Origin of the sequence: Legionella maceachernii (genome assembly GCF_900167045.1) — a bacterium.
GTDB lineage: Bacteria > Pseudomonadota > Gammaproteobacteria > Legionellales > Legionellaceae > Tatlockia > Tatlockia maceachernii.
Genome location: NZ_FUXJ01000024.1, coordinates 1 through 18,530, shown reverse-complemented (window position 1 = coordinate 18,530; position 18,530 = coordinate 1). Strand labels below are relative to the sequence as shown.

Below are 18,530 nucleotides of genomic sequence, written 5' to 3'. Positions count from 1 at the left end.
TAAGGTTGGGCAAAGGCTAAACCTATGTTAAGGAATTATAATCTGTTCAGTGAAGCGACTGCGTAAATAAAAACCGCGGGGCAATGTTAAAATTTTGGATCCCTCGCTATCGAAACCATAACACAGGGACTTGGCATTCGCAGCTTTCGGCCTTACTTGCAAATACTGTCCTATACCTGCGTGAATCTCATCCAAACGCCCCATTCCAATCATCGACACCAATTCATGCCAATCTGCAGCGAGTATTGCTTCTTCAGCCTGATTAGGGGACCATAAAAACCCTCGGCCAATGCGACGATGCTCAAAAGGAATTTTTTGGTCCCCTTCGATCGGCAACCATAAAACACGTTTTAACTTGGCATAACATTGAGAAGTGACCCAGCTTTGTTGGTGAATAGTCAGGAGAGGGATACTGGTCACGAAAGTGGATTCTGCCGGTTTTCCTTTCTCATTCAGAGGCAAGGTCTTAAGCTCGATACCGAGCTCTGAAAAATCGGGGATGGATTTGGTTCCTGCAGTCGTACCTAAAGCAAGTTCGATTGCAAGTCCAGCCCAACCTTTGCGTCGTTGTCTCTCAGTGGGTATCGCTATTTGCAAGGTGTCTGCCAATTGGGAAAAACTTACCCCTTCTATTAAGCGACACTGATCCAAAAGTTCTTCTTCATTGTTCAACTTTCTTTTTGATAAAAACAGGTGCTTCATCTTCACCTTCTTTTAATTCTATGCTGATGGGCGGTATTGGCGGTTTAACTCCCGCAGCTTTAAACCTTGCCATGATATCAAATAAAAGTTTAGAGCGAATTTCAAAGCGAGTATGAATTTGAACATTGATAAAATAACGCACCTCAAATTCAATTAACGCGTCATCAATTTGCTTTAAAAAGACCTGCGCTGGTGGATCGAGAACAATTTCAGGGATACTCGCTAATGCATCAAAAATAATTTGCTGAATCATTTCAGGGTCATCTGATCGGCTTACTTTTATGGGCACCACGGTGCGAACGATGCTGTCTTGATGAGTCCAATTAGTGAACGGCTTATTAAACGTTTCTGCATTAGGGATAAGCACTTCCATATTATCCCAAGAGGAAACACGCATGGAGCGGATACCAATGTGGGCTACTCGTCCTTCATAATTACCAATGGTTATCAGGTCTCCTTCCCTTACAGGTCTCTCAATGAGTAGCATTATCCCGCCGACAATATTGGAAGCAAAATCGCGCAAGCCAAACCCCATCCCCACCGCCAGACCACCAATGACCATGGACATACCGCTAAAATCTAATCCCAAAACGCGTAAGGTAATTAAGCCACCAATTAAAATAATGGCATACTGCGTAAAGACGGATAAGCTATTGCGAATACCTGCATCCCTTGCATCGCGATAAAGCCAACGGTAACAAAATTCCCGCGTCCACTTAGCTACCCAAACAAAAATAGAAAGCAATATAAGAAATTCAAGCACACTCAAAGGAGTAATATGAATACCTGATAAATTAACCAGTGGGTATTCACTGTACTCACGTAAACTCAAAATGACCGCGGAATCTGACTGCCACCCAAATAGCTGGAATAAAATAAAAACGCTAGCGATAAACAACAACACACGGAATATTTTATCCAAAGGTTTTAATACAACTTCTATCCACAGCCAACCGTTGCTTAGGGTAGAAATCATCCATTCTGATAATAGCTCCAGAGCGTCAAAAAGCATGCCTCGAATCAATACATAGCCTGAAATCAGTAAGAGGATTTGCATTTGATAGCGGCTCATAGTCCAAGCAAGATTGATATAGCCAACGAGTCCTATAATTGCCGTAGTAAATAGAGTGAGCGGAATGAGAACCACAAGTAGCATCGCAGCATTGCGAAAATAACGCCGTTTCGATTTCAGTAGAGGGTGTAAGATATGGGTAATCACTTCTTTTGAACGCCATCCTACCACTGAAACAGCAACTAAAAACAACATAAACAAACGGCTAAAAATATCTTGGAGTATCGAGGGTAAAGGTAACTCATTGGAAATAACCATTAATGCGGTCGCCCACCCTCCCGTTAGTAGCAGCCATTTTAGACGGTAAAATAAACTCACATCTTTACCTGATGAATCACTCACTCGCTCTAATAGCGCTAAACTAGCAATTAAAATCAGAGTACGAAAAGTAAGCCAGACCCCGACTAAGTTCAGTAGTAATTGATAATTAGCGAATAAAACATGATTAAAATAAAGTAAAAAAAGAAGGCATGTAGCAGCAGTTAAATGCGGCAAATTGCGACTTAGCAGAGTCAAAGTTCCTGTGTATAAATGGCCAGATAAGCGTGAACGCTCTTTATCTCGAGTTAGCCGTTTTAATAACTTATGTAAACCGAAAGAAACAATGACGACCAACGTCAATGCTACCCATAGTAAAGTGGCTGGAAGAACATCTAACCACAAATAATTATCCTTCACTTTGAGAACTAATGATTTGATATAGCTATAAAATTGACTTGGAATTTTTGAAACTTGCTCGATGATGGTTGGCCAACTATCAATGCGATACTCTGATAAACTTTGCCTGACGGATAACTGCTTTTTTAATTCTTGTTCATGGTTCTCGAGATCTTCTTGCAGTGTTTGTTGCTGGATAACAATGCCTTCAATTTTGGAATTGATGATGCGAATTAAAGCAGCAAACTGTTGTTTCAAATTAGCATCGGTAAATTGAAGTTGTTCGCTATTGAGCATACTCACCATTTTTTTTAACGACTCTTCCATTTCCACCAATTGGGTAATGGCATTTTTATAAGTTTCTGTGACAGCTTGCAGAGTTCTGATATCAGGGCTTTTTTCGAGTTTATAATCTGCTTTGACTAATTTTTTCTGCAAATCGATTTCAGCAATTTTATACTGTGTTAAATTAATGACTTGATTATTTAATAATAGCCGCGCTTCTAGCGTATAATTAGGCACAGTATCCATGCCTGATTGAGCCTGTTGTTGAAGCTTAATACTATTTTCATAAAGCTTTTCTAACGATTCGCGAAGTCTGTCTTCTTGCGCGCGTAATTTTTCCAACTGTTGATGCATCTGGTTTTTGGACTTCCATAGCTCCAATTGTTGTGATTGCACAGTTAAAGCATCTTGATAGCGATTGGCCAACGCTAAATCTTCGCTGATTAATTCAATTCCTTTTTTATTGATCTCAAGGAGAGTATTTAAATTCGATATGCGTTGCTGCGCACTGATCTGATTATTATCGGACAAAGGAGATTGCTGTAACTTTTTTAGCCGTAGTGTGTAATCTTGTTGTAGTTTCCTCTGATTAACAAGAAAACTCTCCAAACTGGTCGTTTTTGCGCGATTTAATACCAGCATTGCACGATTTTCTTGCATGCGTTTATCATACTGTGCTTGATTAGCAGGGGGGGCAATGAGCTTTGTTTCATTAAGGGCTTGCGTGAGATTATTTTTTTCCTGAACCAGATACTCGATTAATTTATTAGCGCTTCCATCTGATTTTGCATAAAGCGGGGTTAAGTATGGCCAAAATAAAGCCAGACTGAGGAACAAATAAAACCACAATCGATGCCAGATTACGCTGGCATTCGATCGCTTCAAGTTATTTGGGTTGTGAAGAAGGTGCAAGACGAATTCCTAACTCATTAAGCTGTGGATTACCTACCGCTGACGGAGCATCGGTCAGCAGACAAGATGCCGATTGTGTTTTTGGAAATGCAATGACATCACGGATAGAATTGGAATGAGTTAACAACATGGCTAATCGGTCAATCCCTAACGCAATTCCGCCATGCGGAGGACAACCATATTGTAGGGCATCAAGCAAAAACCCAAATTTCTCATTCGCCTCTTCTTTTCCAATGCCTAGCATATCAAACACTGCTTGCTGCATTGCAGTTTGGTGGATCCGAATTGAACCGCCACCAATTTCAAATCCATTGATGACAATATCATAGGCCCTTGCAAGTGTTTGCGTTGGCTTCTCTTTGAGCGAATCAATTGATGATTCCTGCGGTGAAGTAAAAGGATGATGCATAGCAATCAGTTGATTCGTTTTAATGTCTTTTTCAAACATCGGCCAATCAACTACCCAAAGCAACCGCCAGCCTGACTCAACCAAATGACAATCATGGCCTAATTTGATCCGTAAAGCGCCCATTGACTCATTCACGATTTGTTCATGGCCAGCACCGAAGAAGATGACATCACCTGTGTTCGCTTCAACGCGATTAAGGATGGCATTAACACAGTCTTCAGAAAGAAACTTAAGAATGGGTGATTGTAGGCCTTCAATTCCTTTGCTGCGATCATTGACTTTGATATAAGCCAGGCCTTTAGCGCCGTAAATACCAACAAACAGGCCATAATCATCTAGCTCTTTGCGGCTTAAGCGACAACCATTGGGCAGCTTTAACGCAACCACCCTCCCTTCTTTGTTTTCAGCAGCAGAAGCAAAGACATTAAAATCGCAATTTTTGACCAAATCAGCAACATCAACCAGTTCTAAGGGGATTCGAAGATCAGGTTTATCACTGCCAAATCGTCGCATTGCTTCTCTATATGTCATTCTGGGGAGAGGATTAGCTATCTCAACGTCCAAAATCTCCTTGAATACTTTCTGTAGCATGCCTTCAATCAATTGTTGAATCACCTTTTCATCGATAAAAGACATTTCAATATCGAGCTGGGTGAATTCAGGTTGTCTGTCCGCACGTAAGTCTTCATCACGGAAACAGCGCACAATTTGATAATACTTATCAAAACCAGACATCATCAATAGCTGTTTAAACAATTGCGGTGATTGTGGCAACGCATAAAATTGGCCTGGATGAACGCGCGAAGGAACGAGGTAATCTCTTGCTCCTTCAGGGGTGGCCTTAGTCAACATGGGCGTTTCAATATCAAGGAAATCTTGTGCATTCAAATAATCGCGTATTAAACGATTCAAATTATGACGAAGCGTTAAATTATTTTGCATGTCACTTCGCCTTAAATCAAGATAACGGTAGCGATAGCGAAGATCTTCACTGACCGTTTGATGTTCATCAGGAAGAAATGGGGGCGTTTGGGCCTGGTTTAATATTTCCAGCTCGGTTCCTAAGATTTCAATACGGCCTGTTGCCATTTTTTCGTTGATCATGCCTTCGGGTCTTGGGCGGACAGTACCATGCACCCGCACAACGTATTCATGGCGTAATCTTTCAGCAATGGCAAAAACACTTGCAAGTTCTGGCTCGTAGACCACTTGGACTAACCCTGAACGGTCACGTATATCTAAAAAAATCACACCACCATGATCCCGGCGATTATGTACCCAACCGCATACACTTACCGGCTTTCCAGTCATTGTTTCATTAACATTTGCACAATAATGTGATCTCATACGCCACCTGTTTTAATGTTTCGTTTATTTCTCAAGCTGCAGTTGCAATCCTGGTTGCATCACGCCCAAAGAAATAATCAGTTTTAATGCTTCGTCAATAGTCATCGACAGCTCAATAGCATCCTGCTTAGGAATCATCATGAAAAAACCGGAAGTCGGATTGGGCGTTGTCGGCACAAAAATGGATACCATGTCTTCGCCAGCAAGCGAATTCATTTCTGGATGTGGTGCTCCAGTCAGAAAAGCGATTGTCCATAATCCTTTTCGCGGGTATTCAACCAGCAACACTTTACGAAAAGCTTGGCTATTGGTTGCAAACACGGCTTGAATAATCTGCTTTGCTGCATTGTAAATGGAACGAACCAGAGGAATTCTAGCTAATATCGCTTCGCCCCAAGCCATAATGCGTAAGCCGAAAAAATTGGTCGCAAAAATACCTGTTATAAGAAGCAAAAGCAGTGAAATAATTACACCGAGCCCAGGAATATGAAATCCAAAGAGTTGTTCAGGCTGGTACGCTTTAGGCAACAAGGCCATTGTATTGTCTAAAATATCAATAATAAAGCGCAATACTACGAAGGTGACTACAATAGGTAACCACACGACTAAGCCTGTAAGAAGATAACTTCGCAAGGATTTCGATTTCACTCAGAATCACCTTTTGTTCCAGTAGTCGTTTTGGCGTCTGCAGTTTTCTTATCTTCAGTCTTTTTATCGGGGTTCGTAGTGGTTTCTTTTTTTGCTTCTGATTTTTTATTATTTTTAAAATCAGTAACATACCAACCACTTCCTTTTAATTGAAACCCAGCTGCTGAAACCAATCGTACTGCTGTGTTTTCAAAACATTGCGGACACTGTTTTACAGGTGCATCGCTAATTTTTTGCATTAAATCGAAATGATGATGGCAACTTGTGCATTCATACTCATAAATTGGCATCAACGACTCTCCAATCAGCTGTTTTTATAATGGGTCTACTGAAAATTTAAACGCCTCTTTTTGCACCCCGTGAGATCAATCAGCCCAACAACGGTTCTGAGCTCCGAAGATAAAACACAGGCGCATCACGCTTTTCATGTGTAAACCTGAAAACCAACTATTATAGCTTAATAAACAAGAGATGGACAATGTATAGCTGAGTAAATTAACAGCAGTTTCACTGGAATTTCTGCAAAATATGTTCATCGGTCAGACTTCCCTCATACGAAATAGTTGCCAATTGAGGCATATGCATTTTTAACGAGAGCGTTTTTATATTTTCATCTTTCGCTAACATCGCTTTGTCTAAGCAATTTGCTATCCATCCAGCACAAGAAATTCGATTGTGTTTTAATACAGTATCGGTAAGCAATGCATGATTTAAACATCCAAGCTGCATGCCAACCACTAGAATCGCAGGAATCTGTGTCCATTTTAAAAAATCCAGCCACGTTTCTTCGTCATTTAAAGGAGCCATTAAGCCGCCTGCTCCTTCGATGAACAAATAATCAAAATGAGAAAATCGCTCATCGAAGCAAAAATCAGCAATCTTTTGAATTGACAGGTGTAAATTCACTTTCTTCGCAGCAATATGCGGTGAAATGGGTGGCGCAAATTTCCAGCCATTAATTTCCAAAGAGGAATTACAATTGTATTTTTGCAACGCTAAGACATCGGCACTGAGCAATTGGCCATTGATTTCATCGCATCCGGAAGCGACCGGTTTAAGGGCTAGCGCGGATTGTTGGCGTTGATTTAAGAAATTCAATAATTGGCAAGTCACATAAGTCTTACCACTATCAGTATCCGTGCCAGTGATAAAAAAAATTTTCATAACAATATGTCCTTTAAGACGGTTATAAATTCATTTTGATGAGATAAAAAAGGCATATGTGCTGCCTTTCCAAACAGGTAATAATCAAATTGCGGATAGTTTTTTTGCATGGCAGCCAGGGTGGTTCTTGGTATGATGGTATCAAGACGCCCGAAAAGGAAATGGGCAGGCCTAGTCAATGCATGAAGTGCTTCTCTCAAATCCCAATTCGCCAATAGATGTAAACCCTCTTTTAAGCTCGCTGCCTCGGGCATTGCTACACTAACGTATTGATAAGTTTTATCTTTCAATTGTAAACCAATAAATTCTGAAAGGGTAAGCTGAGGATCGGTGATTAAATTCATACAAAATTGCTCAAAAACAGCTTGTTCAACACCGGGCCATGTTTGCTCTTTAATAAAACGAGGAGAAGAAGCGATGTTCACCAATCGCATCACATGTTGTGGTTCTTCAATAGCCAGCCTTGTTGCGAAAAGTCCCCCCATAGACCAGCCCGCAAGATGAAAGTGTGCAGGTAAACGCTGAAGTAAATTCTGTTTAAAGGTTTCCCAATCCATTGGTGAACTTAAACCAAACCCTGGTAAATCAACTAAAAAGAGGTGATAGTCTTTTTCAAGTTGCTGAGCAAGATTTAGCCATATTTTATGATCAAACCCCCAGCCGTGGAAAAGCACTAGTGGATAACCCTGACCTTTAATTGTGATATGTAAATTCATAAATTACCGTTTCAGTTTCAAATTCTGACAAAGCGCGCTGTGCTAGCAATAGACTTGTCCCTTTGCTTTAAGAATTAACAATGGCTGGCTTTTTATGCGCCATCCACCTAATTCGCTCAAGCTCAATGAGCAATTTATCGACATCCTCCGGCTCATGATGATAATTTAAAATCACTCTTAACCCGGTGTCTTTCTTACTCACCGTCGGCTCACGCATTGCCTGACAAAAAAGGCCTCGAGCTCGCAATTCGTTCGCATAAGCCAATGCTTTGTGTGGACAACCGAGCTGCAATTGTTGAATGGGGGTTGAGGAATTGCGCCATTTTAGAGGAGACTCCTTAATGGCCCTCTGGAAATAGGCAATTAAATCTCGGAGCTTTTGTCGTCTATCCTCTGCTTTGAGCATGAACGCTAAAGTTTCCCGTATGCCATAAGCAAGTGCTGGGCTTACTGCAGTGGAATAGATATGAGAACGAGCCAATTGCAATAGAGCATCGATCCATTCGCTTTGTCCCGCAACCACTGCACCCTGAAAAGCAAATGCTTTGCCAAGAGGAATGATCCGTAGGGGAATCTCTTGTTGACTTAAGCCATATTGTTTCACTGCACCTAAGCCTTGCTCACCTAAAATGCCAAAAGCATGCGCTTCGTCAACCACACAATCCGTGCCATAGTGAACACACAAGTTAGACAGTTTACGAAGATCAGTTTCTTGTCCACTCATACTGAAAACACTTTCCGCAATCACAACGGGATTTGAATGACTTGATTGTAATTTACTGGCTAAATTTTGAAGATCGTTGTGTGGATAGCGTGTATAAAGGCTATTGGTTAGCCGCAAACCATCATAGAATGAGGCATGGGCGCCTTTATCAATGAAAAAATGAGCATTAAAATGAGCAAATAAGGATACAACGCCTAAATTGGCCGCATAACCCGAGCTGAATAAAAGCGCATCATCAACACCTAAAGCTTGTGAAAAAGCACACTCTAACTCGCGGTGGCTTTGATGATAACCGCAGATAACCATTGACCCTCCACTCCCTGAGGCATGGTGAGCAAACCCTTTTTGGAAAGCGTTGCGAATACACCATTCTTCAGATAATGAAAGATAATCGTTGGAACTAAAATTAATTATTTCTTTATCAACTCCACTTAAGAGTCGCTTACGATGAAGACCGCGTTGCTTAAGTTGAGATAAATGCTCAATGAGTGCTTGGTTTATCATGCTTCAGCAAAAGCTCTTAGTCCTAATTTTTTAAATAAAACACGGTCAGCATCACACTCAGGATTTGCTTCGGTGAGTAGTTTCCCTCCAATAAACACGGAATTCGCCCCGGCAAAGTAGCAAAGAGCTTGCAACTCGTCGCTCATTTCCGTTCGCCCTGCCGTCAAACGTATCGCACTGGTGGGCATGAGTATTCGTGCTGTGGCAATTGTGCGTACTAACTCTATTCCTTCGACCTGCTTTGCGCTGGCAAGAGGTGTTCCCTCGACAGGAATGAGTCGGTTAATAGGCACACTTTCAGGAGGAGTCTCCATGTTCGCCAAGGTGAAGAGAAACTCAATACGATCGTCCCGGGTTTCACCTAAACCTAAAATACCTCCACAACACACTTTAATGCCGGCTTGCCGCACGTTTTCCAACGTCTCTAATCTTTCGCTAAAACGCCGGGTGGTGACCACTTTATCGTAATAAGACGGTGAGGTATCGATATTGTGGTTGTAAAAATCCAAACCTGCGTCTTTTAATGCTTCAGCTTGATCTTTCTCCAACATACCCAAAGTCATGCAGGCTTCGAGTCCCATTGCTTTTACCCCTTCGATCATTGCCTTCAATTCAGGCATAGCCTTATTAGGTGGGCAACGCCACGCAGCACCCATGCAAAAACGTTTGGCGCCATTGGCTTTCGCTTCAGTGGCTTTGGCCAGTACTTGCTCCACCGTCATTAATTTTTCTTTTTCTATATGAGTCGTATAATGCCCGCTTTGTGAACAGTATCCACAATCTTCGGGACAAGCTCCTGTTTTAATGCTGAGTAATTTTGCCAACTGCAATGCATTTGCATCATGGTTTTCTTTGTGAATACTGTGCGCAGTGTACAATAGCGTATTAAACGGCTGCTCATAAATTCGGGCTACTTCTGCTAATGTCCAACGGTGACTGTTTTTACTCACTGATTACCCCTTTTTTTTATCATGCCGGACATGATAGAGTCGTGCCATTTCTTGTCAACCAAAATTTTAAATAAGGTTAACATAATGCAATTCATTGAACGAGATTTAAAACATATTTGGCATCCCTGCACTCAAATGAAAGATTTTGAACAATGTCCTCCTTTAATCGTCACCCATGCGAAAGGAAGTTACCTTTATACTGATAAAGGTCCGGTGATTGACGCTATTTCCAGTTGGTGGTGTAAATCATTAGGCCATGGTCATCCCGCAGTGATTGCAGCAATTAAAGAACAACTTGATTCATTTGAACATGTTATTTCAGCGCATACCACTCATCCCTTGTTAGTTGAGTTTGGCGAGAAAATGGCAGAAATGAGTCATCTTCAACATGTTTTTTTTGCCAGTGATGGTTCTTGTGTGGTTGAAATTGCCATGAAACTTGCGCTTCATGCCAACCAATTGAAAGGCATGTCTCACCGTAATGAATTCTTTTCTCTACCAAATAGCTACCACGGTGAAACCTTAGGAGCACTCAGTATTAGCGATCTAGGTTCTTTTAAAAAACCCTATGAAAACTATGGCGTTCAATGCCATTTCCTTGAGACATTGCCCTATGTTTCTGATCCAAGCGATCCTTTATGGGGAAATTGTGAGGCGTATTGGCCCTCTACTTTAGAACAATTAGAAAGAGTGAAAGAGAATTTATGTGCAATTGTTGTTGAACCCATCGTTCAGGGAGCAAATGGCATGCGTTGCTACAGTGCAGATTTCTTAAGGAAGTTGGCCCTCTGGGCAAAGCAAAATGACGTTTATTTTATTGCCGATGAAATCATGACAGGCCTAGGCAGAACAGGAGAATGGCTTGCTTGTCAACATGCCAATATCACTCCCGATTTAATTTGCTTATCAAAAGGATTGACGTCTGGTTCGATTCCCTTTAGCTGTGTTCTCATTGACCATGCCATTTATGCGCTTTTTTATGACGATTATGACAAGGGTAAAACCTTCCTGCACTCGCACACCTTCAGCGGACATGCTTTAGGAGTGAGCGCAGCACTGGCAACAATTAAAGCCATGGAAGATGAAAAAACAATTGAGCATGTTCAGAAACTTAACCCAATAATGCAACATCAATTACACGAAATCGCCTCCATTACCGGCAAATTAACAAATATCAGATCAGTAGGCGCTATTGTAGCAGCCGATTTAGTCGATTACGGTACCCAACGGATTGGTTATCGAGTTTATCAAGAAGCACTGCAACTGGGTGCTCTTTTAAGACCTTTAGGGAATACCTTGTATTGGTTTCCTCCCTTGAATATTGATAACCAAACCATTGAGAAATTAGCAGAAATCACCCTAAACTCTATAAGAATGGCTTATAGTAAAAATTAAATGAAAAGTAATAGCTATCGGAAGCATGATAAAGCTCGAAGAACATTAAACCTAATCTGGTTCTTCTCAACAATTTTATTGCTAATCATTGTGCTTTTCCTTCAATGGCACCACTATCGGCTGCAACGCCAACAGCAATTACAGCTTATTACTAATGAATTGAATGTTAAATTCGATCATTTACTCGACCCCGTGTTTCGTTCAATTTATTCATTACCCTTATACGGGCGTGAAATTAAAAACTGCCAGAATGGCTTACTGCCCATTTTATCTACTCTTAGCTTTAACAATCCCTTCATTTCTGCAGCAGTGATTAGTGACGAGAATAATAAAGTGATTTGCTCAACTTTCAATTTTCAGCCTAGTCTTCCACAGGCGCCAGAACGAACTCCTTTCCTTTATGGTCCCTTACTTATTGATTCCAATAGAGCACCTGCTTTTTTACTACAACAGCATTTAGGGAAATACTACCTGGGCGTTTATATTGTGCAGAGTGTTTTTGCAGATCTATTAAAGTCCGTTTCTTCGAATGATCAATTAATCATACTGTTTGATCACGATCAAAAGAGAAGTCTCCTTGCAATTGGCAATAAATCATTATCCAACAATCCCCCCTCTTCGGATTCACCTAACATAGCGAGTGCGCGATTACAAAGCTTAGCAAATATAGAAATTATTACTATAGGAGCTCCTATTAAGCCAAATGCACATTTTCTCTATGAAGAGTCACCTTTGCTCCTTATAATCACCTTGGTTTCGTTGCTTATTTATTTCAAATTTCGCTCTGCACTCAACAACCGCTATTCATTGCATTATGCACTCTCAAATGCACTTAAACAAAACCATTTTCAACCTGCTTATCAGCCCATTAAAGATCATTTAGAAAATCGATTTTGTGGCGCAGAGGTTCTACTTCGTTGGCAAACCGATTCAAACGAAATTATTATGCCTGATTCATTTATTGGTGATGCGGAACGGTCTGGATTAATTGTTCCTATTACTTTGCAGCTCATTGCCAAAACTTTCCGGCAAATGCATTATTTCCTTAAGCGACACCCTCACTTTTATTTATCGTTTAATTTATCGGCCAACCATTTTTCTGATCAAGATTTTTTTATTCAATTTTATGAACTGTGTTCGGATTTCAAAATTCCGCCTCCGCAATTAATGTTCGAATTAACCGAAAGAGAACTGTTGGATCAAAATGATCCTCAAATTGCAGCCAAAATGCATGATTTAAGGATAAGAGGGTATTCTTTAGCAATCGACGATTTTGGTACAGGACATGCAAGCATACAGTACCTGCAACATTTTCCCTTTAATTACCTTAAAATTGACAAAATTTTTATCCAAGCAATAGGCACAGGCGCTATTACTGAGACACTTAACCAAGCCATTATTCATTTGGCCCACCATATGGAGCTTAACATCATTGCCGAAGGGGTTGAAACCGAGGAGCAACTTCAGTTTCTACTTAAAAATAGAATTAATTTTATGCAGGGATGGTATTTTGCAAAAGCCTTATCTTACGAATATTTAGTTCGGATGATTGAAGGAGGTTTAGGATGAACAAAATTTTAACAATAACACTTTTCATCGCTCACTGGGTTATCTCTTCACCCTTAGCAGCTGAAACGCTAGAAGGAAATTTTTGGCGCTGCACCGCCTTTGATGCAGAAAATAAAGAGTGGACTGTTGAGAGCAGTTATGAAATTTCTGCAGTCAACAAAGCATTTGATGAATGCAAAAAACAAAGTAAGATTCCCAGAAGTTGCAAAACAGCGAAGGAATCATGTGAAGCGTTTGTGAACGGAAAATCCACTAGACCCATGTGGCGATGCACCGCTCTTGACCAAATGGCAAAATCATGGCCTAGTAATGTATATACTCATCGGGATGATGCGGCAATAGCGGCAAAAGCCTATTGCGAGCAAAACAGTGCTTTCCCAGATACTTGCTACATCAATTTAATGACCTGTAAAAATTTAAATTCAAAAGAGTGAATAAGAGGACTGTTTATGTATTGTGTGGGGTTAACAGGAAATATTGCCAGCGGTAAGTCGACTGTTAGCCGCTTTTTTAAAGAATTTGGTATTGCCGTAATTAGTGCAGATGAAGCTGCTCGTGAACTTACAGCATTTAACCAACCCGCTCTAACTTCAATAGCAGAACATTTTGGTCAGTCGGTTATTACGGGTGGAGGGGAACTTGACCGCTTTGCTTTGCGAAAAATGATCTTTAAAGATCCTAAACAACGAATCTGGTTAGAGCGACTGCTTCACCCACTAATTAGGCAACATATTCAAGATAAAATCAGAAAATCCATTGGACCTTATGTGCTGATTGAAATTCCACTTTTGAATAAGCGAGCCGACTACCCCTACTTAGATCGCGTTTTACTTATTGTAGCTGGATACGAACAAAAAATTGCACGCGTAAGAACACGAGACCAAATGACTCGGGAACAAGCCGAAGCGATATTGGCAACACAAGCCAACGAGGCAATTCATCGTGAAATTGCCGATGATATCATCACAAACGATGGTTCTCTTGATGACTTGGCAAAAAAAGTTGAAATTTTACATCAGCAGTATTTACAATTTGCAAGTCAAAAGTCATGATAGCAGAAATTCAGTGAAAATAGGCAAGCTGTGCTTTTCGCTTAAACATAAATTTGGGTCGTTTCGAAAAATAATCATTCTATGGCGAAATTAAGCATGCCTTTTCATCGAGAAGCGCTTACATTAGTGAAACCATGAATACAATAAACTGGGCAAAAGCCGGCTAAGGACAGCAATTTTTTATGCAAGAAGAGATAATTACCTTTGAATTAGCCACGCATTTTTTGCCAAAAATTGCTCTGCGACTAGAATATTTATATCGTACTATAAACCAAGCCTGCGAAGAAGTGCATCCGGTTATTCACCATTATGCATTGAAAAATGTCATTGAAATTACTAATTTAATCGAGAAGCCTGAACTTAAAAGTCGATTTCTTAAAGAGCTAATGCGGATAGAGCACGCCCTCAACAAATCAGGGCTGGGGCTTTCAGAAGAATTATACCGGAATTTATATAATCAAATTCAACTCTTGTCGCATACCGTGGGGCGTTTTGGTGAAAATATACACAACAACCCCTTCTTACAATCAATAAAGCTCACTCAACCTTCGCAATCAAATGATTTTGAAATGTATTCACCACAGCTTCTATTATGGTTAGAATCTAATCCTGTCATCAGGCAACGCGATTTTGCCATTTGGTTGAATAATTTGCGTGCCTTAAGTACGACAGTTAGCCTTTATTTATCGTTGATAAGAAATACCGCACAATTTGATAAAATCGATATGCTTAATGGGTATTATCAGCGCCCTTTACCACCCAAAACGTTTTGTCATCTCATTATATTAAAAATGGACAAATCTTTTGGCATAGTTCCCCGTATGCAACTAGGACATCATGGTCTTAGTCTTCGACTATGCGAAGTAAGCACCATGCGCGAAGTACGCGAAACCGAGGCTAAGCTTTATTTAGCACTTTGTCAGTTATAGTTCTTTGCCTAGTAGCTCATCTGCGAGCACTTGGTTTTAAATTTCAAACGCGACGGCGTTTTCCTCTCAAATTAATTTGACTAAAAATAAATCAGAAACTAAGCTTAGATTTATTTCCAGCATAGGGAGAGTGCCATGCAACATGACATGTTAAAAGCCGCAAAAAATAGTTTAAATCGATTACAAAATCCGGTACCGGAGTTAATGGAATTGAACATGAGAACGCTTAAAAGTTTATCCTATATCAGGCCCGGTGAATGGTCTAATTTAAAGCATCCACAAGATATTCTTGATAAGAGCATGAAAATGTTTGTCAATAATGGACACAAAATGCTTGACTACTTTGAACAAGCTGCTGAGATATTTGAACGAAATTTGTTTTTCACCTCTGATGAGGCAATGAAAAATTTAAATGAAGGAATGAACAGAGCTCAAGGGATTATGGATGGAATGACTAAAAAAACAAGAGAAACAACATCAACTTTAACAAGAAAGCAGAATGTTAAAAAAACGCGGAAATAAAATTTCTGTGTTGTAGTCAGTGTCGTCCTCAGCAAAAGCGAGCGGCCTCCCGACTCTTGGCAGTAGCTCCACCAAGGAGATCCCTCACTACGTTCGGGACGACGACAACACCACCGTCATCCTGAGCAACGCGAAGGACCTCCCGACTCTTGGCAGTAACTTCCACCAAGGAGATCCCTCACTACGTTCAGGACGACAACACCGTCATCCTGAGCAACGCGAAAGACCTCCCGACTCTTGACAGTAGCTCCACCAAGGAGATCCTTCGCTTCGCTAAGGACGACAACACCACCGTCATCCTGAGCAACGCGAAGGACCTCCCGACTCTTGGCAGTAACCTCTTTCAGCCAAAGTCTGATAAAATAGAAGCAAACTCAGCTTAATGAAGGCATTTTTCTTGTCTGCAAAGAATTATGGGGCATTTTATGCGGCATTATCAGGCCTTCTGTTTGGCCTAATAGGCTATTTTGGGATCAGTGTTGTCAATGCCAACATTTCTGTTTCTACGATGCTCTTTTGGCGCTTTTTAGTGTCAAGCTTATTTATTTTTGTCTTGTTAATACCTCAGCCTAATGCTTTAAAAGTACCTTTATATGAACTCATCAAAGTCTTTTTTTATGGTATCGCTTTTTATGGTGGTACTTCTATTTTTTATTTTATAGCCGCTAAATACATTGGCTCAGGTTTAGCTATGGTTTTATTTTTTACTTACCCAGCCATGGTTATGTTCATTAATTTCGTGCTTTATAGGCAAAAAGTCAGTCGAATTTATTACCTTGCGTTGTTGATTATTTTAATTGGCATGCTTTGTTTAATGAGAGGTAGTCAATTTAATTTTAATCTTATTGGTCTTAGCATGGCACTGCTATCTGCACTTTTTTATGCTTTGTACATTATTGCCAGCAAAACAAGTCCAGTACCTCCGCTTGTGTCTACTTTATGGGTTTCATTGGGCTCCGCATTCACCTGTTTAATCGCTGCAATACTTGAAAAAACATTTGTAGTACCCTTTGCTGTGTCTGTTTGGATAAACATCTGTGGGATAGGCATTATTTGTACTGCCTTACCCATTGTTTTGCTATTGAAAGGATTAAAACAAATTAGCTCGCTTCAAGCATCGATATTGTCCGTGTTAGAGCCTGTCTTCGTTGTCATTTTTGGCATCCTCCTTTTGAATGAGAAAGTTAATTTTATGCAGGCTATCGGAGTGTTCGTTCTTCTCTTTGGCGCCTTACTTAGTTTGTTGAATAATCGCTTTGAGGGCAAAAGTAAGCTAAAGGGAACCCATGAAATCCCTAATAAAATTTCGCCCCTCGCACACGATTAATTTGTCATTTTATCCAATAAGCTCACCGAATTTTTACTGAGTGACTGGATTGTTGTCTTAATTTCCACTCAAAACCAACGCTCGGTTATCATTTATGGCAATCAATGCGAGTCCTTTTTAAATAGAAATGCGCTTAACTCGGTTTTAGGCTCACGTTGTGGGCTCCATCTGTACGCAGATTGCTATAATGCATGACTAAATAAAAAGAGGAGCCCTCTTTATTTTTGGGTGGCCAGTGGTATTTGTCTTTTAAGTAGACTGGTAATATTTCAAAATTATTTTCTTTTTTAAACCCAAAACGCTCATAAAAGCTAATCATGCTTGAATCGGGGACACAGTAAACCGTTTTCCACGCCCGACCTAGATCGATCATGTATTCGATTAATTTGACAGCAATATGAAGATGTCGGTATTCAGGCATGACATAGATACCACCAAGTTCTACTTGCTCTCTGTCAATAGGAACCAGTCGTGCTATCCCTATGGGGGTTTTATCGCATTCAGCAATAATATTGTTTTCCTTTTCATGGATAGAAGGAACAAATCCGATTTCGTGATAAATCGCATTGATCCAACTCATTTCATGTTTCAAGGCAGGCCTAAAAATAAGAGGATCAAGATAGGCATCTGCTTCAATTTCGACAAGGATTTCGGGAGTAATCAATGCCTTCACTTCAACCATGCTCGTCGCAGGACGAATACTTTTAAAAAACTCGCCATGCGCTTTCGCCACTGCTTCCCACTGACGAATATCTGTCACATAAATTCGCGTACGAACAATATCCTCTAAATGGGCACCGATAGTTTGAATTGCAGGTTCAATATTTTTAAGGGTTTGAATGGTTTGTTGATAGATATCACCATGACCTACAATTTTTCCTTCTTTATTCGTGGCGGTCGTACCGGATATCGTAATACAGTTGCCCACGCGTACAGCTCTGGAGTAACCCACAATAGATTCCCAGGGCGCATGTGAACTTACATTGATCCGATTCATGACTCGAGCTCCATTCCCTGCTTAGTGTTTAATATTCCATTTAACTATAGTCAAAACTGACACTTTTATTTTTGTCTTGCTTATGAAGGAGCGGATTCAGATTGATTTTCACTTTCTAGGATAGCATGTATTCTTCTACAAATTTTTACAGTTTCTTTTAGAAAAGCTTCGCCTTTGGTTTTGAATAATTTGGACTTTAGCGATTGCGAGTAAGGCTCTTTTAAAATTTTCTTCTTTTCTTCGGATAATAACCCATTTACCCCTTGGAGCTTATGTTCAGGTGAGATCTGAGGGTTATTTAACTCCATTAACAGGGCGGACACAAGGTTATGTTTTTTTATCGCTAAATAGAGCTCTGGACATAGGGTGATTGAGTGTTCACTGGTACACCCAACACTCCACGTGAGGGAAAGACCGGAATTTGCCTTACTAATAATTACATCACATCCCCAGTCCTCTTGTAGACCACTTTTTGCCTTCAATACTTTAAAATAACGCCCTATATCTTGTTCTAAGTGAGCAATATATCTATTACAAGCGTCTATCAAATCATTAAACTGATCTTGCCCGGGAAAATCGGACACATTGCTAAGCGACCAATTTGACTTCAAATTTTGCTGGTGTTTGATAACCCAACATGGAATGGAGT

The 18,530-nt window shown here is 40.4% G+C and carries 19 protein-coding genes; 7 read left to right on the top strand and 12 right to left on the bottom strand.

Going from position 1 to position 18,530, the window contains the following annotated elements; translation table 11 throughout:
- Positions 1-27: 27 nt before the first annotated feature.
- The 9 genes from mutH to bioB all read right to left on the bottom strand — a co-directional run bounded on the left by mutH (position 28) and on the right by bioB (position 10,090).
- The gene (gene mutH, locus B5D33_RS15150; RefSeq protein ID WP_058452836.1) at positions 28-702 is read right to left on the bottom strand and encodes a DNA mismatch repair endonuclease MutH; all 675 of its coding nucleotides are present in this window, start codon (positions 700-702) and stop codon (positions 28-30) included.
- Entirely contained in the window at positions 662-3,628 is a 2,967-nt protein-coding gene (locus tag B5D33_RS15145; RefSeq protein WP_078767501.1) for a mechanosensitive ion channel domain-containing protein, read from the bottom strand. The genes mutH and B5D33_RS15145 overlap by 41 nt, the downstream gene beginning before the upstream one ends.
- Complete coding sequence (aspS, locus tag B5D33_RS15140) at positions 3,603-5,384, bottom strand: aspartate--tRNA ligase (protein ID WP_058452834.1); 1,782 nt, start codon at positions 5,382-5,384, stop codon at positions 3,603-3,605. Before aspS ends, B5D33_RS15145 begins: the two co-directional genes overlap by 26 nt.
- Positions 5,385-5,408: 24 nt before the next feature.
- Positions 5,409-6,032, bottom strand: coding sequence for a DUF502 domain-containing protein (locus B5D33_RS15135; protein WP_058452833.1), 624 nt, complete (start codon positions 6,030-6,032; stop codon positions 5,409-5,411).
- Complete coding sequence (locus B5D33_RS15130) at positions 6,029-6,322, bottom strand: FmdB family zinc ribbon protein (RefSeq protein ID WP_058452832.1); 294 nt, start codon at positions 6,320-6,322, stop codon at positions 6,029-6,031. The genes B5D33_RS15135 and B5D33_RS15130 overlap by 4 nt, the downstream gene beginning before the upstream one ends.
- 217 nt (positions 6,323-6,539) lie before the next feature.
- Positions 6,540-7,196: a dethiobiotin synthase gene (gene bioD / locus B5D33_RS15125; protein ID WP_058452831.1), complete on the bottom strand. Its 657-nt coding sequence runs from the start codon at positions 7,194-7,196 to the stop codon at positions 6,540-6,542.
- Complete coding sequence (locus tag B5D33_RS15120) at positions 7,193-7,912, bottom strand: alpha/beta fold hydrolase (RefSeq protein WP_058452830.1); 720 nt, start codon at positions 7,910-7,912, stop codon at positions 7,193-7,195. The genes bioD and B5D33_RS15120 overlap by 4 nt, the downstream gene beginning before the upstream one ends.
- A gap of 67 nt (positions 7,913-7,979) precedes the next feature.
- The gene (locus tag B5D33_RS15115; RefSeq protein WP_058452829.1) at positions 7,980-9,140 is read right to left on the bottom strand and encodes an aminotransferase class I/II-fold pyridoxal phosphate-dependent enzyme; all 1,161 of its coding nucleotides are present in this window, start codon (positions 9,138-9,140) and stop codon (positions 7,980-7,982) included.
- Positions 9,137-10,090: a biotin synthase BioB gene (bioB, locus tag B5D33_RS15110; protein WP_058452828.1), complete on the bottom strand. Its 954-nt coding sequence runs from the start codon at positions 10,088-10,090 to the stop codon at positions 9,137-9,139. The genes B5D33_RS15115 and bioB overlap by 4 nt, the downstream gene beginning before the upstream one ends.
- Before the next feature lie 30 nt (positions 10,091-10,120).
- Here bioB and bioA point away from each other — a divergent pair, with 30 nt between their 5' ends.
- The 6 genes from bioA (at position 10,121) to B5D33_RS15080 (ending at position 15,557) form a co-directional block, all read left to right on the top strand.
- Positions 10,121-11,485 carry an adenosylmethionine--8-amino-7-oxononanoate transaminase gene (gene bioA / locus B5D33_RS15105; RefSeq protein WP_058452827.1) on the top strand — a complete coding sequence of 455 codons (1,365 nt, stop codon included), beginning with the start codon at positions 10,121-10,123 and terminating at the stop codon, positions 11,483-11,485.
- Positions 11,486-13,054 carry an EAL domain-containing protein gene (locus tag B5D33_RS15100; RefSeq protein WP_058452826.1) on the top strand — a complete coding sequence of 523 codons (1,569 nt, stop codon included), beginning with the start codon at positions 11,486-11,488 and terminating at the stop codon, positions 13,052-13,054.
- Positions 13,051-13,488: a hypothetical protein gene (locus B5D33_RS15095; RefSeq protein WP_058452825.1), complete on the top strand. Its 438-nt coding sequence runs from the start codon at positions 13,051-13,053 to the stop codon at positions 13,486-13,488. Before B5D33_RS15100 ends, B5D33_RS15095 begins: the two co-directional genes overlap by 4 nt.
- Before the next feature lie 15 nt (positions 13,489-13,503).
- Entirely contained in the window at positions 13,504-14,106 is a 603-nt protein-coding gene (gene coaE, locus B5D33_RS15090) for a dephospho-CoA kinase (RefSeq protein ID WP_058452824.1), read from the top strand.
- Positions 14,107-14,288: 182 nt separating this feature from the next.
- Positions 14,289-15,035, top strand: coding sequence for a cell division protein ZapD (gene zapD / locus B5D33_RS15085; protein WP_058452823.1), 747 nt, complete (start codon positions 14,289-14,291; stop codon positions 15,033-15,035).
- A 147-nt stretch (positions 15,036-15,182) separates the two neighbouring features.
- Positions 15,183-15,557 (top strand): hypothetical protein, encoded by a 375-nt coding sequence (locus B5D33_RS15080; protein ID WP_133141013.1) that lies wholly within the window; start codon positions 15,183-15,185, stop codon positions 15,555-15,557.
- Positions 15,558-15,585: 28 nt separating this feature from the next.
- Here the strand turns inward: B5D33_RS15080 and B5D33_RS16760 are convergent, their stop codons facing one another.
- Positions 15,586-15,723, bottom strand: a complete 138-nt coding sequence (locus B5D33_RS16760) for a hypothetical protein (RefSeq protein WP_160158658.1) — start codon at positions 15,721-15,723, stop codon at positions 15,586-15,588.
- Between the two features lie 231 nt (positions 15,724-15,954).
- Between B5D33_RS16760 and B5D33_RS15070 the strand changes: the two genes are divergently transcribed.
- A complete protein-coding gene (locus B5D33_RS15070) occupies positions 15,955-16,884 on the top strand; it encodes a DMT family transporter (RefSeq protein ID WP_234802528.1) in 930 nt (309 codons plus the stop codon).
- Between the two features lie 133 nt (positions 16,885-17,017).
- On the opposite strand, the gene B5D33_RS16700 is transcribed toward B5D33_RS15070, so the two are convergent.
- Positions 17,018-17,881 carry a GNAT family N-acetyltransferase gene (locus B5D33_RS16700; protein ID WP_065240024.1) on the bottom strand — a complete coding sequence of 288 codons (864 nt, stop codon included), beginning with the start codon at positions 17,879-17,881 and terminating at the stop codon, positions 17,018-17,020.
- A gap of 80 nt (positions 17,882-17,961) precedes the next feature.
- The coding region (locus B5D33_RS15060) for a hypothetical protein (protein ID WP_176119748.1) at positions 17,962-18,530 on the bottom strand (569 nt) is incomplete at its 5' end.

Coding starts and splice junctions, on each gene's coding strand:
- mutH (WP_058452836.1), bottom strand. CDS start 702: ATGAAGCACCTGTTTTTATCAAAAAGAAAGTTGAACAATGAAGAAGAA.
- aspS (WP_058452834.1), bottom strand. CDS start 5,384: ATGAGATCACATTATTGTGCAAATGTTAATGAAACAATGACTGGAAAG.
- B5D33_RS15130 (WP_058452832.1), bottom strand. CDS start 6,322: ATGCCAATTTATGAGTATGAATGCACAAGTTGCCATCATCATTTCGAT.
- bioD (WP_058452831.1), bottom strand. CDS start 7,196: ATGAAAATTTTTTTTATCACTGGCACGGATACTGATAGTGGTAAGACT.
- B5D33_RS15120 (WP_058452830.1), bottom strand. CDS start 7,912: ATGAATTTACATATCACAATTAAAGGTCAGGGTTATCCACTAGTGCTT.
- B5D33_RS15115 (WP_058452829.1), bottom strand. CDS start 9,140: ATGATAAACCAAGCACTCATTGAGCATTTATCTCAACTTAAGCAACGC.
- bioA (WP_058452827.1), top strand. CDS start 10,121: ATGATAGAGTCGTGCCATTTCTTGTCAACCAAAATTTTAAATAAGGTT.
- B5D33_RS15100 (WP_058452826.1), top strand. CDS start 11,486: ATGAAAAGTAATAGCTATCGGAAGCATGATAAAGCTCGAAGAACATTA.
- B5D33_RS15095 (WP_058452825.1), top strand. CDS start 13,051: ATGAACAAAATTTTAACAATAACACTTTTCATCGCTCACTGGGTTATC.
- coaE (WP_058452824.1), top strand. CDS start 13,504: ATGTATTGTGTGGGGTTAACAGGAAATATTGCCAGCGGTAAGTCGACT.
- zapD (WP_058452823.1), top strand. CDS start 14,289: ATGCAAGAAGAGATAATTACCTTTGAATTAGCCACGCATTTTTTGCCA.
- B5D33_RS15080 (WP_133141013.1), top strand. CDS start 15,183: ATGTTAAAAGCCGCAAAAAATAGTTTAAATCGATTACAAAATCCGGTA.
- B5D33_RS16700 (WP_065240024.1), bottom strand. CDS start 17,881: ATGAATCGGATCAATGTAAGTTCACATGCGCCCTGGGAATCTATTGTG.